This is a genomic window from Pseudomonadota bacterium (genome assembly GCA_022361155.1).
Taxonomy (GTDB): Bacteria; Myxococcota_A; Polyangia; order Polyangiales; family JAKSBK01; genus JAKSBK01.
The window spans coordinates 18564-33562 of record JAKSBK010000095.1; the positions used below are offsets into that span (position 1 = coordinate 18564).

General features: G+C 65.3%; 13 protein-coding genes and 3 tRNA genes. 7 read left to right on the forward strand and 9 right to left on the reverse strand.

Features of this window, described 5'->3' with window-relative positions; translation table 11 throughout:
- Positions 1–77: 77 nt before the first annotated feature.
- Both MJD61_02840 and MJD61_02845 read right to left on the reverse strand, forming a co-directional pair.
- On the reverse strand, positions 78–1913 hold the full coding sequence (locus MJD61_02840; GenBank protein ID MCG8554217.1) for an ABC transporter ATP-binding protein/permease: 1836 nt from the start codon (positions 1911–1913) through the stop codon (positions 78–80).
- 91 nt (positions 1914–2004) lie between these two features.
- Positions 2005–2087 (reverse strand) — tRNA-Leu (locus tag MJD61_02845).
- Between the two features lie 271 nt (positions 2088–2358).
- Here MJD61_02845 and MJD61_02850 point away from each other — a divergent pair.
- On the forward strand, positions 2359–3657 hold the full coding sequence (locus MJD61_02850) for a PEGA domain-containing protein (GenBank protein MCG8554218.1): 1299 nt from the start codon (positions 2359–2361) through the stop codon (positions 3655–3657).
- A gap of 37 nt (positions 3658–3694) precedes the next feature.
- On the opposite strand, the gene MJD61_02855 is transcribed toward MJD61_02850, so the two are convergent.
- A complete protein-coding gene (locus MJD61_02855; protein ID MCG8554219.1) occupies positions 3695–5038 on the reverse strand; it encodes a 2-oxo acid dehydrogenase subunit E2 in 1344 nt (447 codons plus the stop codon).
- A 184-nt stretch (positions 5039–5222) separates the two neighbouring features.
- Between MJD61_02855 and MJD61_02860 the strand changes: the two genes are divergently transcribed.
- Positions 5223–5408, forward strand: a complete 186-nt coding sequence (locus tag MJD61_02860; GenBank protein MCG8554220.1) for a hypothetical protein — start codon at positions 5223–5225, stop codon at positions 5406–5408.
- Between the two features lie 55 nt (positions 5409–5463).
- On the opposite strand, the gene MJD61_02865 is transcribed toward MJD61_02860, so the two are convergent.
- From MJD61_02865 to MJD61_02880, 4 genes are all read right to left on the reverse strand, one after another.
- The gene (locus tag MJD61_02865; GenBank protein ID MCG8554221.1) at positions 5464–5742 is read right to left on the reverse strand and encodes a hypothetical protein; all 279 of its coding nucleotides are present in this window, start codon (positions 5740–5742) and stop codon (positions 5464–5466) included.
- A gap of 132 nt (positions 5743–5874) precedes the next feature.
- Positions 5875–5950: transfer RNA gene (locus MJD61_02870), tRNA-Lys, on the reverse strand.
- 189 nt (positions 5951–6139) lie between these two features.
- A complete protein-coding gene (gene pip, locus MJD61_02875; GenBank protein ID MCG8554222.1) occupies positions 6140–7102 on the reverse strand; it encodes a prolyl aminopeptidase in 963 nt (320 codons plus the stop codon).
- Between the two features lie 13 nt (positions 7103–7115).
- Positions 7116–7592 carry a hypothetical protein gene (locus MJD61_02880; GenBank protein ID MCG8554223.1) on the reverse strand — a complete coding sequence of 159 codons (477 nt, stop codon included), beginning with the start codon at positions 7590–7592 and terminating at the stop codon, positions 7116–7118.
- Positions 7593–7725: 133 nt separating this feature from the next.
- On the opposite strand from MJD61_02880, the gene MJD61_02885 reads away from it, so the two are divergent.
- On the forward strand, positions 7726–8379 hold the full coding sequence (locus MJD61_02885; GenBank protein MCG8554224.1) for a radical SAM protein: 654 nt from the start codon (positions 7726–7728) through the stop codon (positions 8377–8379).
- Between the two features lie 2 nt (positions 8380–8381).
- The gene (locus tag MJD61_02890) at positions 8382–8831 is read left to right on the forward strand and encodes a secondary thiamine-phosphate synthase enzyme YjbQ (GenBank protein MCG8554225.1); all 450 of its coding nucleotides are present in this window, start codon (positions 8382–8384) and stop codon (positions 8829–8831) included.
- Between the two features lie 157 nt (positions 8832–8988).
- On the opposite strand, the gene MJD61_02895 is transcribed toward MJD61_02890, so the two are convergent.
- Entirely contained in the window at positions 8989–9438 is a 450-nt protein-coding gene (locus MJD61_02895; GenBank protein ID MCG8554226.1) for a hypothetical protein, read from the reverse strand.
- Positions 9439–9599: 161 nt separating this feature from the next.
- Here MJD61_02895 and MJD61_02900 point away from each other — a divergent pair.
- Positions 9600–9686 (forward strand) — tRNA-Ser (locus tag MJD61_02900).
- A gap of 377 nt (positions 9687–10063) precedes the next feature.
- Entirely contained in the window at positions 10064–12085 is a 2022-nt protein-coding gene (locus MJD61_02905) for a hypothetical protein (protein ID MCG8554227.1), read from the forward strand.
- A gap of 58 nt (positions 12086–12143) precedes the next feature.
- Here the strand turns inward: MJD61_02905 and MJD61_02910 are convergent, their stop codons facing one another.
- Entirely contained in the window at positions 12144–14345 is a 2202-nt protein-coding gene (locus MJD61_02910; GenBank protein ID MCG8554228.1) for a DUF4388 domain-containing protein, read from the reverse strand.
- A gap of 141 nt (positions 14346–14486) precedes the next feature.
- Between MJD61_02910 and MJD61_02915 the strand changes: the two genes are divergently transcribed.
- Complete coding sequence (locus tag MJD61_02915; GenBank protein ID MCG8554229.1) at positions 14487–14978, forward strand: hypothetical protein; 492 nt, start codon at positions 14487–14489, stop codon at positions 14976–14978.
- Positions 14979–14999 lie beyond the last annotated feature (21 nt).

Below are 14999 nucleotides of genomic sequence, written 5' to 3' on the forward strand. Positions count from 1 at the left end.
TCAGAGCACAGCTGTGAAGCCCGTGAAGCCCAGCACTCCTGCGCGGCCGGTCTCGACCGGCTATTCTTGGACGGGCCCTAACGGTAGCCCTCGGCTTGTACCGCAAACAGGCGCGCGTAGCGCCCATCGCGAGCTATCAGCTCGTCGTGGGAGCCTTCCTCGATCACCGTGCCACGGTCGAGGACGACGATGCGATCGGCCGAGCGCACAGTTGAAAAGCGGTGCGAGATCAGAACGACCATCTTGCCGCTGGCCCGATTGCGCACGTGGTCGAAGACCGTGGCTTCCGCCTCCGCGTCCATGGCCGCGGTGGGCTCATCGAGGACCAGGATGTCCGCGCCGCCCGCCATGAAAGCGCGGGACAAGGCAACCTTCTGCCATTGGCCGCCGGAAAGCTCGCGGCCCCCTTTGAACCAGCGGCCGAGCTGTGTTCGGTACCGATCCGGGAAGCGCTCGATGAAAGGGGCGGCCATGCCCGTGTCGGCCGCGTACTTCCAGCGCGCCTCGTCGTCGAAGCGCTCGACGTCGCCGGCGCCCAGGTTTTCGCCCACGAGCATCTGGTAGCGGGCGAAGTCCTGGAAGATGACCGAGATACGCTTGCGCAGCGACTCCTCGTCCCACTGCCTGGTATCGAGCCCGTCGATGCGGATCTGCCCCTCGCTGGGCTCGTAGAGGCGGGCCAGGAGCTTGATAAGCGTGGTTTTTCCAGAGCCGTTCTCGCCCACCAGGGCCAGACTCTGGCCCGGGCGTAGCGCAAACGAGACGTGGCTGAGGGAAGGGCCATCGCTGCCCGGATAGGTGAAGCTCACATCGTCGAATTCGATGCCCAAGCTGGGTTCGATCCCCTGCAACCGATGGCCGGTGGGTCGCTCGACGCGCTGGTCGAGGAATTCGTACAGATTCGACAGATACAGGTTGTCTTCGTACATGCCACCGATGGCCGATAGGCTGGCAGCCACTGCGGCCTGGCCCTGTTTGAAGAGCAGCAAGTACATCGTCATCTCGCCCAAGGTGATCTGGCGCTCGATCGTGGCCCAGGCGACCCAGCCATAGGCGCCGTAGAACGCCAGGGTTCCAACGAGTCCGAGCGCGTAGCCCCAGATTCCGCGGCGCAGAGTGAGGTTACGATCCTCGGCAAAGAGCTTCGTGAAGATGTCGCGGTAGCGTTCGAGGAGGAGCGGCCCGAGTCGAAAGATCTTGACCTCTTTGACGTAGTCCTCGCGAGCCAGCACCGTCTCCAGGTACATTTGTTTGCGGGTTTCAGGCGAACGCCACCGAAAGAGCCGGAATGCGTCTCCCGCGAAGCGCGTCTCCGCGACGAAGGCCGGCAGTCCAGCCGTGAACAACACCAGCACCGCAATAGGCGAAAAGCGAAACAGCAAGGCACCGTAGCTGCCGAGCGAGATAGCGTTCTGAACCAGCCCAAAGGTGCGCATCACCAGGCTTAGCGGTCTGGTGGATGCTTCCCGTCTGGCTCGGGTCAGCTTGTCGTAGAACTCGGAATCTTCGAAATGGCTGACATCGAGCGTGAGGGCTTTTTCGAGGATGATCGCGTTGACGCGATGTCCCAGCATCGCCCGCAGCAGGGACTGGCAGACGCCGATCGCACGCTGGGCGCCCGTGAGGACCACGACGATGCCGGCCTCCAAGGCCACGAACCTCATAACAGGACGCAGCTCGGGATCGGCTGTTCCTGCGGCCGCCACTACCGCGTCCACGATCAGCTGGCCGACCCAGGCGACCGCGGCAGGCAGGACGCCCGCGACCAGCGTAAAGGTCGCCAACGCAACGGTAAGCAGTCGGCTGGTCGACCAGACCAGCTCCACGGCGCGCTTGGAGTAGCGGAAGACTCCGAGAAACTCCTGCAGGCCCGCTTTCGCTGTTTGGTCTGGCGGCGGCGACACGGCTACCATGATGGCCCGTCTAGCATCGCTGCGGGACGGTAACCGGACCTTCGCATGTTCGAGCTTGTGGCGGCCCCTGCACGGCGCGCCACGCGGGCAGTGCGAGGGGCGGGACTCGAACCCGCACATCCATAGGACACCAGAACCTAAATCTGGCGCGTCTGCCAGTTCCGCCACCCTCGCTAGTACGATGTTCCGGCGGCGCCAGCGTGGCGGGTGGGTGCGCTGCTGTCAAGGCGGGCCGCTGTCGCGCGATCCGGCCTTGGCGCGGCCGCCGCTGCGTTTTTCGCCAGCGAGCGATGGCGAGGACGAAAGCCGCCCCAGCAAACGCCTGGGAAGCCGTCGCGCAGGCGTGGTTACCCCGTGAACAGTTACCTTTTGCCGTGGCCGTGGTATCCAGCCAGTATGCTCAGCGAAGAAGCGCTGAGCGCCACGTTTGTTCAGGAGAGCGATCATGATCATGCGCCTTGCAGCCGTGTTTTGTACGGGGATGCTGCTCGCGGGCATCACAAGGGCTCAGACCACGCCGGCGAGCCAGGCGGAGCAGCAAGAGAAGGACCGCGCCGCGGAGCTGCAGCGCAGGGCGGGGCAGCTGTTCACCGCGGGCCTGGAGGCGTATGACGCTGGCCGTTATGGGACGGCTCTTTTTTCGTTTCAGGAGGCGTACCGGATCAGGCCGCATCCCGCCGTGCACGTCAACATGGCCAACTGCTACGACAAGCTCGACAAGCCGCTGCAAGCCGTGTTCCATTTCGAGCGTTTTCTCCGGGACATGGGTCGAAAAGCGAGCTCGCGACAGCGTCGCGAGGTGAGGGCGGCCGTCCGGCGATTGCGCAAGCGCATCGGCTCGCTGGAGCTGCAGGTCGTTCCAGACGGTGCGCACATTCGGATCGACGACGACGAGGTCTTGCGGGCACCGGTGCTGCACCCGGTCGAGCTTGCTCAAGGCACACACCGCGTGGTGATCGAGCATCCCGGGTACGTTACAGAGCGACGCGAGGTGGTCATCCAAGGCGGTAAGAGGGCCGAGGTCAACCTCGCGCTCGCCATGATCGGCGCGCAAGCGCCCACGGTTCCACCGCGGCCGGCCCCGGCGCCCACGCTCGCACCGGCTCCGCCAAAGCCTGCTGTGGCAACCCCCGTGAAGCCGGCACACGCGGGTCCTCCGGCGCCCATCGCGCCGGCAGCGGCTCCGGTTGCGCCCGCGCCGGCAGCGGCTCCGGTTGCGCCGGTTGCGCCCGCGCCGGCACCGGTAGTCGTGCCGAGCCCGGCTTTACCCCCGCCACAACCGCCGGCTGCCGCACCCGCGCCGCCGGCCCCGTTGGCGGCCGAGCCGCCGCTCCGCCCCACCGAGCCGCTGCCGCCGCTCGACGCCGAGCCAGCGCCGGACTACAGGACCGAGATCTGGTGGATGACCGGTATCACGGGCACGTTGCTCACCGCAAGCATCGCCACGGGCGTGCTGGCGGTCTACTTCAACCGCAAATTCGAGAGCTCGTATCCCGATGCGGGCAATCCCGCGCTTCCCACGGCGCAGCAGGACAAAGCCTGGGCTGATGCGGTCAACTCGGCGGACAACGCCCGCATGCTTGCCATCACCACGGACGTGCTGCTCGGAACTTCGGTCGTGACCGCGGGCATTGCGGCCTATTGGTGCTGGAAGGCCCAACCCGAGACCGAGGAAGCGATGGTGCGCTTGGCACCCGAGGTGGGTCCCCGCAAGCTCGCAATGCAGCTGCATGGACGGTTCTAGGCGATTCCAACCGCATGCTCCGGGCGCGCCGGCGCCCTTAGACCTGGAAAGATCCCGATTCCAGCAGCTCGCCGATGCGATTCAGGAATGCGTTCGCCGCGACGCCGTCCACGATGCGGTGGTCGTATGACAGTGCCATGTGCATCACGGGATGAATGGTGATTACGTCGTCACCGTCCACCTCCACCACTACAGGACGCTTCTTGATTTCGCCGATGCGCAGGATGCCTACGTTCGGCTGCGAGATGATCGCGGCGCCGTACAGGTTGCCGAGCCGGCCGGGATTCGAGATCGTGAAGGTCTTTGCCGCCAAGTCATCGGGAGTCAATTTGCCCTCGCGGGCCCGCTTGGCCACGTCATCGACAGCACGTGCCATCCCGCGCACGGTCAAGTCATCTGCGTTGCGCACGACGGGCACGACCAAGCCTTCGCTCGTTTCCACAGCGATGCCCAGGTGGATGCCCGAAAGCAGCACATAGGCATCGTCGAGCACACGGGCGTTCATGATGGGGTGCTCGCGCAGCGCGCCTGCGACCGCTGTGGCTACGAAGGCGAGGTACGTGAGCGATAGCCCTTCCCGCTTGAATTGCGCCTTGTGGCCTTCCCGCAGCTTCGATGTGCGCTGCAGGTCGCACTCGGCCACGGTCACGACATGCGGCGCCGTAAGCTGCGAGTACACCATGTGGTCGGCGATGATCCTGCGCCGGCGAGAAAACGGTACGATCTCGTCGCCGGTCTTCTCGATATACGGCTCTACCTTGAAGGCACCGGACGACGGGCGCGCACGCTCGGCCGCCGCAGTGCCCGAGGAGGTGATGCGCGCCAATCCCTGTGCAGCGCGAAGCACCTCGTCGCGCGTAACTCGCACCTCGCCCAGGTCGACCCCGTGCTCACGTGCCATCTTGCGCACGGCCGGCGAAGCGGCGAGTGCCTCGGTCGAGGCCCTGGGTGTGGAACCGTTGCCCGCTTCCAAGCTCGACGTGATGGTATCGGCCGCCAGGCCGGACCCGCCAACCGTGACCGTTGCACCATGGGGTCGTTTAGGTGCCGACGTTTCAGGCGCACGTCCTCCCGGGTCGGCACGCATTTCAGGTACCGGCTGTGTGGCCGCGGCTTGCAACGTCGGTGCAGCGGCGACAGCGGCCTCCGAGTCGATCTCGCATAGGACGTCGCCTACCGCGACCGTCGCACCTTCTTCGGCTACGATCTTCGCAAGTACACCCGACACCGGAGACGGTAGCTCACTATCCGCCTTGTCGGTGAGGATCTCGACGACGACCTGGTCCTTGTCGATGCGTTCGCCTACCTGCACACACCATCTACCGACCGTACCTTCAACCACGCTTTCTCCGAGCTGCGGCATCCTGACGGTTGTAGCCATTGATCACCACTCTCCGATGCAAATAGATGTAATGCTACGGCACGCGCCACGCAATCATGCACAGCCTTTTTGATGCAGACTGCGGCGGTGCCTGGGGTCGTGCGTTGGTGAGCCCAGATGCCCGGATGCACGACACGTCGTCCCGTCTTGCCAATCGGTCGGAGCCCCGGCACGGTAGCAGCCTGTGGCAGAACTCGAAAAACATGCGTTGAGGCGAGATCGGGGCTTCGTGGTAAAGCTCGTGCTGATCGTGCTCGCTGGCGCGCTGGTTGGCGCCTTCCTGTTTGGCCAACTGACCCAGGACAACCTCGGGGGGTGCCTGGCGCGGACCTTCTTTGGCAGCGATGCTCAGCGGGATAAGGCCGAATGATGCAGGTGGTGGTGTTACCGGCGTTCGGTTGCTGACAGCGGCCCGCCGACCAGTATCAGTACTTGCTCACGACGTCGTAGGCCGCCTTGGCCATTCGCTCGGGTCCAGCAAGGGGCTGGTTCGTCAACGCACAACCCGTGACGTTGTTGACAGGGGGCCGGCCCGAAGTCGGCGTCCACGTGTACGTGACGCCGACGTCTTGGGGTGCCGGAGGGCAGGCAAACCCCATCTGCATCGCGGTCATAAACCCGCCATCGGCGAGGATCTGCAACAGCGTGGCTTGGTCCTGCGGGGTCAGGGCGGCAGTGCTGGCAATTCCGTTCTTGGTCATCATGATCTCACCACCGAATCCCCTTCGACTTTTTTGCGCCTCGGAGCCGCGACTCCCGGTCACGGGTGGCTGTCGATTGTCGTCGAGGGCTGGCGGCGCTGGCAAGGCGCACCAAAGCCGTGGCGACGCGGGCTTTGGTGGGCCATGAAGGACTCGAACCTTCGGCCAAGGGATTAAGAATCCCCTGCTCTACCAACTGAGCTAATGGCCCGGCGACGTTGTAGATCAGCCCTGTCGGCGGCGCCAGCGCTTTTGTCGGCTCGACGCGACGGATCCAGTCTGCAACGCCGGCAGATCCGCGCGCCTTGCTGCATCGCGCGAATCGGAGGATTGCGCCAGCGGCGCCGGTGCGCGGCACGCTCGCGCAGCGAGCACACTTGACCCGCGACGAAGTTCCGGGTCAGTTCCGAAAGCGATCGGTAGCGGATACGAGCTCGTGAACGATCTCGGGCTCGAAGGCTGAGTGTCCCGATCGCTTGCAGATTCGGAAATCGGCCTCCGGCCACGCACGATGCAGGTCCCAGGCTGCTTGCATGGGACACACCACGTCGTAGCGACCGTGCACGATGACGCCGGGCAGGTGGCGAATCCGATCCACGTTGTCGATCAGCGCGTTGGGCGAACCCAAGAAGCCTTCGTTTACGAAGTAGTGACACTCGATGCGCGCGAAGGCCAAAGCGAAGTTCTCCGCCGCCATGTCCTTGAGCACGTCGGGAACCACGACCAAGCTGCTTGTGGATGCCTCCCAGATGCTCCAGGCACGTGCCGCGCGAAGGCGTACGACCGGATCGTCGCACGTCAAGCGACGGTAGTAGGCGCGCATCAGGTCGTCCCGTTCGGGTTCGGGAATCGGCTCGACGAACGCCTCCCAGGCGTCCGGGTAGATGTGGTTCGCACCCTGCTGGTAGAACCAGTGCAGTTCGTGGCGGCGCAGCAGGAAGACGCCGCGTAGGATGAGCTCGCTCACCGCGCTGGGGTGCTCCTGCGCATAGGCGAGCGCCAGCGTGCTGCCCCAGGAGCCGCCGAACACTTGCCAGCGTTCGATGCCCAAGTGCTCGCGCAGTCGTTCGATATCGGCGACCAAGTGCCATGTCGTGTTGTTGTGCAGCGACGCGTGTGGCTGGCTTCGACCGCACCCGCGCTGATCGAACAACACGATCCGGTAGTGGCGAGGATCCCAGAAACGGCGCTGGCGGGGATTGGTTCCTCCGCCCGGGCCGCCGTGCACAAACAACGCGGCCTTACCGCGGGGGTTGCCCGATTCCTCGAAATACAGCTCGTGCTCGTCGTCCACACGCAGCCGGCCCGTCTGGTAAGGCCGCAGTTGCGGATACAGCTCGCGCAGGGTCGCTGAATTGGTCATGCGAGGTCCTCGACTACAAGCGCCACAGCATCAGCACCAAGCAGGCTCCAAAGAGCGCATGCTGCATTCCCATTAGCCCGGCGAGACGTCTCACCATGCGGGCCGCCTCGACCAGAGGTCGCTCGCCGTCCAGTTCCCGCGCCAGTCTGCCAAGCAGCGAGCGAACTGCGCCCAGGCAGAGCAGCACCCATGCGAGCGTCAGGCTGAGAGCGATGTGGTAGCGCACGCCGAGTGCCCCGAAGCCTCCCGGGGTGATCAACGCGATTGCCACCCCGCTCACGAGGACGAGGAGTGCCGCGATGGCGGCGCGACGGTGGCTGCGAACGATCTCAGCGATACGCAGCCGAGCGTAGCTGCGCTCGAGCTGTATCGCCTGGCGCGCCTCCCGGCCGAGGCCCAACGTTCCGCCAAACCAAACCATGGCGCATAGCACGTGCAGGATGAGAAGCCCCTGGTAGACGCCGGCAACCATGCGCGCCATCCTAGTCATCTGGACCCACACTTCCTACTACAATCCGACGGACCCGAGATGGTTGGCGGCGCATGCCCCTTCGCTCCTGGATTGCGAGCCGCAGCGGCCGTGGCGTAAGGCGGCCTATGCGCGCTCCCGGATCGGCACATCAATGAACGAAGACATGCTGATCGTGCACGAGATCTACCGCTCGATTCAGGGCGAATCGAGTCTTGCGGGGCTTCCCTGCACGTTCGTGCGGTTGACCGGATGCAACTTGCGGTGCATCTGGTGCGATACGCCCGAGGCGTTTAGCGGAGGCACGCGGCTGCAGCGCGGCGAAGTGCGCGAGAGGGCGCTTTCTTTGGGCACAGAGCTTGTCGAGGTCACCGGTGGCGAGCCCTTGCTTCAGGCCGGCTGCGTGCATCTGCTGCGGGAGCTGTGCGACGCCGGCAGGACCGTCTTGCTCGAGACCAGCGGAGAGCGCGATCTCAGCGGGGTCGATCCACGCGTGCGTCGGATCATGGACTTGAAGGCCCCTGGCAGCGGTGAGCTGGCACGTAATCGCTGGCAGAACCTGGCATTGCTGGGTAAACAGGACGAAATCAAGTTCGTGCTGGCCGATCGGCGCGACTATGTGTGGGCGCGCGACATCATTCGAAACCAGAAGCTCGAGCAGCGGGTGGGCGAGGTGCTGCTCAGCGCAGTGCACGGCGTGCTCGAGCCGCGCAGGTTGGTGGAGTGGACCCTAAAGGACGGCCTCGAGGTTCGAGTGCAGCTACAACTGCATAAGCTCATCTGGGGAGCAGATGCCAGGGGAGTGTGAGGATGAAGGCGTCTGCCGCGCTGTCGTTTCACGCCGCCTCGTTGACGTTCGAGACACCCGGCCGAGGGACCTACGACATCAGCGAGCGCGTTCAACAGGTGGTGAGGGAAGCGCGCATTGCGCAGGGTATCTGCAACCTGTTCGTCCAGCACACCAGCGCTTCGCTGATCGTCTGCGAGAACGCGGATCCTGCCGTGCGAGGCGATCTCGAGCGCTTTCTCGCGCGCGTCGTTCCCGACGGTGACCCGCTCTTCAGTCATGTTGCCGAGGGAGCCGACGACATGCCGGCTCACATAAGGAGTGTGCTCACGGCGACATCGCTGTGCATGCCCGTCGAGAGCGGACGCTGCGCGCTGGGGACGTGGCAGGGCATCTACCTCTTCGAGCACCGCTTCCATGGCCATGGCCGGCGCGTGCAGGTAAGCGTTATGGGCATCGCTATCCAGTCCTAATGTCCTGCATCCCAAATCTCGCACACCATTCATCGGCCCTTGACGCCGCTCGAGCCAGCGACCGTCCTTTTGACTATCTCCTTGAAATAGCGCTGCTATTCCGGGATCGATTCGCCGGCCCGAGCGACGCCAATCGCTCGCAGACTTAGGTACGAAATCATGGACGCAGGACACTAGTGAACAACAAGTGAGCGATCAGGCCCATGCTTGTCGTAACGCAAAGCAGGATCAGCGATGCGGCGTAGCGGTCGTTTCGTCGCTTCATGCGCGCCGAGGCTGTGGCGAAAGCGAGCAGGCACGATAGCAGGCCCATGATCATCAAGGGAAAGGCGAGCTCGACTCGACCGGTGTCCCAGTGCGCCGGGGGGTCGTTTCCCAGGAAACGATCGAACATGGTCGGCTCATCCGGTCTTGCGCTGAGCCAGAGCAGGATGCCGGCCAGGGTGAACAGCCAGCCTGTGGCCACACACCAGCTGCCGAACCTGCTCATGAAGTCGGGCCCGTTGCGCCGTTCACTCCGAGCCCGGGGCAATGGGCGGTGCCGGTCGATCAGGTTGCTCACCCACGCGCACAACGGTCGCGGCACGCACCCCTTGAATCGGGCCATTGACCCACATATAGGCTGTTGCCGCACAGCTAGCCTGTAGACCTACCCCGCGTGCGGGCTCGAGCACACCGAGCTAACCTGCGGCGGTCACCAGCTTCGAGCCCGAGCAGCTTCACCGCTGCTTGACAGCCAGGCTAGCGCGAGATTGGATGCCCTCCCCTGGAGGAGTGGCCGAGCGGTCGAAGGCGGCGGACTTGAAATCCGTTGTGCCCGCAAGGGTACCGGGGGTTCGAATCCCTCCTCCTCCGCCCATTCCGCTCCGATGACCGTGGGGCGAACGAGACAGGCAGCGCCAGGAAACGAGTCTTGTGCCAACGCTGGGTTTACGTGTACAAGGACAAGCTGGTGCGCCTGTCTGGAGGCCCAAGTGGACCGCATTGCGCATCGGGCGGGACCTGCGCAGCGTGGAGGCATGAAGCGGACCCCTGTTGAACGACTGCAAGGGATGGAGGCAGGGATGGAAGCCGTGCGGCGAACCGGCTGTGAAGGACTCCGACCAAAGTGCGCCGGCCGAGTCTCTTAATAGGGAAGCGGCAGGTAGCGGCGCAGATAGACCCGACCAGCACAGCAGACAGACCAACAAAGACCCATAGACCCAACTAGGGACCCAATAATAGGTGTGGACATGCGATTGAGCTTTTCTTTGCTTCGGGGGGTTGGAGCAGCGCTCATCCTGCCGCTGGCGGCATGCAGCGGCGACACGCCCGTACGGACGGCCGGGACCGGAGGGCAGGCCGGTACGGTTGGTGTGGGCGGCCGGGCCGGCACGATCGGTGTGGGCGGCCGGGCCGGCACGATCGGTGTGGGCGGCCAAGGCGGCACGATTGGTGTAGGCGGCCGGGCCGGCACGATCGGTCTGGGTGGCCAGGGCGGCACGATCGGTCTGGGTGGCCAGGGCGGTGGCTTTGGCGGCATGGGTGTAGCCGGAGTAGGCGCCGGTGTGGGCGGTACTGTCGTTGGCCCGGGTGGCTTCGGCGGCATCGGCGGCCCTGCGGGCATGGGCACGCCGCCCGATCCATTGACCGGGGCATGTTTGGTTCCAGGCACCTTGCAGTGCTTTGGCCAGTGCGTGGACTACAACCAGGACATCTTCAACTGCGGCGGCTGCGGTGTGATATGCGAGCCGGGCGCGGGATGCATAGCAGGCGCATGCCTGTGTCCACCGGGGAGCGTCGACTGCGTCGACGCTTGCGCGAATCTGCTGACATCGCCTACGGACTGCGGCGCGTGCGGCATCAATTGCGGTCCGGGCGGCGTTTGCGTCAACGGGCAGTGCCAGTGCCCTCCCGGCACCCAGCAGTGCAACCCACCCGGCCCTGCGACCCAGGCCTGCTTCACGAACTTCGAGTCGGATCCCTTCAACTGCGGCGGCTGCGGGGACTCCTGCGCGGTGGGCGAAATCTGCGTCGGCGGCCAGTGCCAGTGCGCGATTCCAGGCCAACAGGTCTGCGATGGTCAGTGCACGGACTTCCTGAACAACCCCTTTGACTGCGGTGGCTGCAACCAGCCCTGTGGGCCGGGAGGGTTTTGTGCCAACGGCCAGTGCCAGTGCGCGCCCGGGCAGCAGTACTGCCCGAATACTGGCTGCGCAAACCTCAACATGGATCCGCTCAGCTGCGGTGGATGCGACAACCAGTGCGATCCAGGCGCGCTGTGCATCGGCGGCACCTGCACCTGCTCCGGACAGACCTGCAACTTCAATCCGCCGGGCCCCGGAGGCTCACAGCAGCGCTGCGTAAACGGCGGATTCAACATCGACCCCATGAACTGCGGCAGCTGCGGCAACGAGTGCGGTCCCGGCAGCATGTGCCTGAACGGCCAGTGCTTGTGCCCGCCTCCAACCGTTGCGTGCACCCCGGGCGGTCCCGGCACGGTGGGCCTGAACACCTGCGCCAACCTGCTCACCGATCCGCTCAACTGTGGAACCTGCGGCACGGCGTGCGCATCGGGCGCCACCTGCGCCGGCGGTGTCTGCCAGTGTCCGCCCGGCCTGACCGCTTGCCCTCACGGCTGCGTCAATACGATGACGAACCCGCAGGACTGCGGCATCTGCAACAACGCCTGCCCGTCCGGTGGCGACTGCCTCAACGGCCAGTGCCTACCTTGCCCGCCAGGGCGCCAATTCTGCGGCGGCGGCTCGGTGCAGACGGCAGAGGGCTGCCGCCTGAGCACACCCAACTGGGAAGACACCGACCCGTTTAACTGCGGTATGTGCGGATTCCGGTGTCCGCGGGGCGCACACTGCGAGGGTGGCCAGTGCATTTGCCCGCCTGGCGAGATCAACTGCGGTCGTTTCTGTGCGCTCCCCGGGCACTGCCCAGAGTACGCCCAGTGCACGCGGAATCCCAACATGGGAGGCGGCTTCTGCCGGCCCAACGGCCAATGCCGGGACAACGACGTGTGCTGCCGGCGTAGCGCTAGCACGGGTTCGTGGTGCGCCGACCCATGCAGCAGCAACGCGGAGTGTCCGCCAGCACCCTTTGCACTTCCGGTCCCGAATCCCGCCGTTCCGGTTTGTCAGGACATCGGTGGTGGGCGCTGTGCCCTGGATTGCACGTTCGGCCGCCAGTGTCCTTTGGGCATGCGCTGCCGCTCGGTGCCGTTCGGCGGCGGTGGAAATAACCCCTCCCAGATCTGTACCTGGTAGTCGCATCCACAGGCGCCGGCGCTCGGGACCCTCAGGTCTGGCCGCCGGCGCCAAAACCCTAACGGTTGGCTTCGTCGAGACGCCGCATGCCTTCCAGGAGCAGGCTCTCTGGAGGCAGCTGGATTATGCGTTGATCGGGCTGAGCGTGGGGATCGAGCTCGAACTCGCCGCTCGTGAGCACGAGCATGGCGTAGAACGCCTCCTCTCCGGTGAGCTCGCCGAAGCACGCGCCAAAGATCTGCCCCTCGCTGAAGTCGATGCTGCCTTTCTGGCGGTTGGCCGAGATCGAGAGCCGTCCGCTCTTGCGTCCGTGAAACAGGATTTGGACCACGTCGGGCAACGACATCTCGCTGAGCGAGCCACTGACGCCGCGTTTGCCCTTGCGGTCTTTGGGCTTCGCGAGCACCTGCTGAATCTTCAGCGCTACTACGTCCGCAGCCGAGGGTTTTGTGATGTAGTCGGCGGCCCCGAGCTCGAAGCCCTTTTGCACACTCGCGCTGGATGCGTGCCGCGTCAAGAAGATGAACGGTACCTCCGCAGTCCCTTTCGTCTCACGGATCTTGCGTAGCAGATCGAAGCCGTCTCGAGGCGAGAGCTCCACTTCACTGACGATGACATCGAAGTCGGTGCCAGCCATTTCCTGAAGCGCCCTTTGCGAGTCGCGCACAGCGGTGACGTCGAAGCCGCGTTCGATCAGCCTCAGCTCGAGCACGGTAGCCTCTTCCGGATCCGGCTCCACGAGCAGCGCGCTGCCGCTGCCGGAAAGGAGCTTCGCGCGCAGATCGTCGCCCAACACGACGTAACGGAACAGATCGATCAGATTGGGATCGAACAGCACGCCCCCGTGCTCGGCCAGCTGCTCCCACGCTTCCTGCGCCGAGAGCTTCCTGCCGGCGGGGTTGCGTGCACGGCTCGTGAGGTCGGTGTAACTCTCCACGATGGCGAGCACTCGAGACCCAAGGGGAATCCCGGAGCCGCTCAGCCGATCCGGAAAGCCCGTGCCGTTGTAGCGCTCATACAGGTGCATGAGCGACTTGATCGCGCTCTTGGGCAGACGCACGGACTCGAACAGCTTGATCGGCGTGAGGTAGCTCTTGCGAGCGCGCGCGTTGTGGCTGTCGTACTGGGCGACGTTGAACGCAGTCAGGTGAGGACTGGCGCTCTTGCCAACGTCGTGCAGGTAGGCGGCAGTCAGAAGAGCGTCCGCTTCCTCGCCGGACAAACCGAGCCGCTCACCCATGCGCCTGCAGATCCTGCAGACCTGCGCGGAGTGGCCCCGGAGCTCGTCCCGGTCCTGCTCGAGCAACGTCACCAGCACATTGAGCGTCTCGAGGTAGTCGTGGCGTGGGACCGCCCGCGTCGCTGCCGCGTCGTGGGTGGCAACCGCGCTATCGATGCGGGCGGGCTCGGCTGCTGCTGCCTCGGGAGGAGCCGCGGCTTCAGGGGCTACCCCGGCAGGTGGCAGCGGCGCCAAGCCTTGAGCTCGGCGATCGAGGACGGAGACCGGAACCGTCGCCTCTTGACCACCGAGCAAGACGGCGACGGGCGCTGGAAGTCCCGCCGGCGCCTGCGCAGCCGTGTCCAGGCCCGGACCAGCCACCGGTGCGATGGGCACGGCGCGCGGCAGCTCCCGGGGGGGCTCCGAGGACGGCCCGCGATCCGTGTCGGCGGCTGGGATAGGATGGTCCGGGCCCTTGGTGGGCGTCGAGACCCAGGGAGCGGCCGGGAGCGACAAGGACGCCGAACTGTCCATCGAGCCCGCGTACCGCTCCAGGTTGCGGAAGGCCGCTCGGTCGCCGTCGTAATGCAGTGCAATCGCCGCGCGGATGGCGCCCGTGCGAGCAAGCAGGAGCTTGACGCGCCTGACGCGACTCGCGAACTGAAGATGCTTGCTGAGCTCCAGGTCCGTTGGGTCGTTCACCAGTACGAACAAGGTGTGCTGGCCGCCGTCGTAGCGCACCGGAAACGCCCCGAGCTCGTGCGCGACCTTCGCAGGTAGCAGCTTGAGCAGGGCCGGGCTCAGACGAAGCCGCTCGAGCTTGGAGGTCGACAGAAACTGGGTCCGGCATAGCTTGCCCAGGATCTTGAGCAGCTCGAGCTCGGGAAGGATCCCCAAATCTACGATGGCGTCGTCCAACCCGCACCCGAAGTTGTAGGCATGCTGCTCGCAAGCGTTTGCTTGCGCCTGTGTCAGCTGTCCTTGGCTAACGAGTCGCCGCAGGGTACGGGCGCCGGCACTGGAGGAACCTGATCGACCCACAGATTTGACTAGTGTAGCGCACGCGCGGGCGAACCGAAGCATCTATGGGCCCACCCGGGAGCGAACTTTGCCGCTTCGTCGCCTCCGGCTACCTCGGGGTGCGACCGGATGATGCATGTATGCCATGCTGGGCAGCGTGGCATGAACCGAGGGATTGCCAGGTATCCCATCGTGGCGGCAGGCAGCGACCGCCTTGGCGGTCTTTTTGCCCGGCTCGCGTCATGGGCCCGCTCCGTGTGGAATTTCGCTACCTGCGTAGCCCTAATCACGTTGCCGATGCCGGCGCGCTCGCAGGATGCTCCGCAAGCGACCACCCCTCGGCCCTGCTCTTTGCTCTGGCGGCGCGTCAACAGCCCTGCGCACGCCAGAGCGGACGTGCTCGTCGCTCAAGCCCGGGCTCACCTGAAGGCGTTCTCGCGCGCGAGGCAGCAGCACGCTGGCTGGGTCACGCGGTGCCGGATCGCCCACGCTCATCCACCGAGTGGAGATTCACGACCGGCGCGCCGTGGTCGCGCGCGTGCCCTGCAGCGCTGGTTGGCGCGGGAGATGCGGGATCGGGTGCACCTCGACAACGCGCTGGCCCGGCTGGAGCAGGCTCGACGACTCGCGCCGTCGGATCCCGCCATACTCTAGCTGCCTTGGCTCACGTAAAGG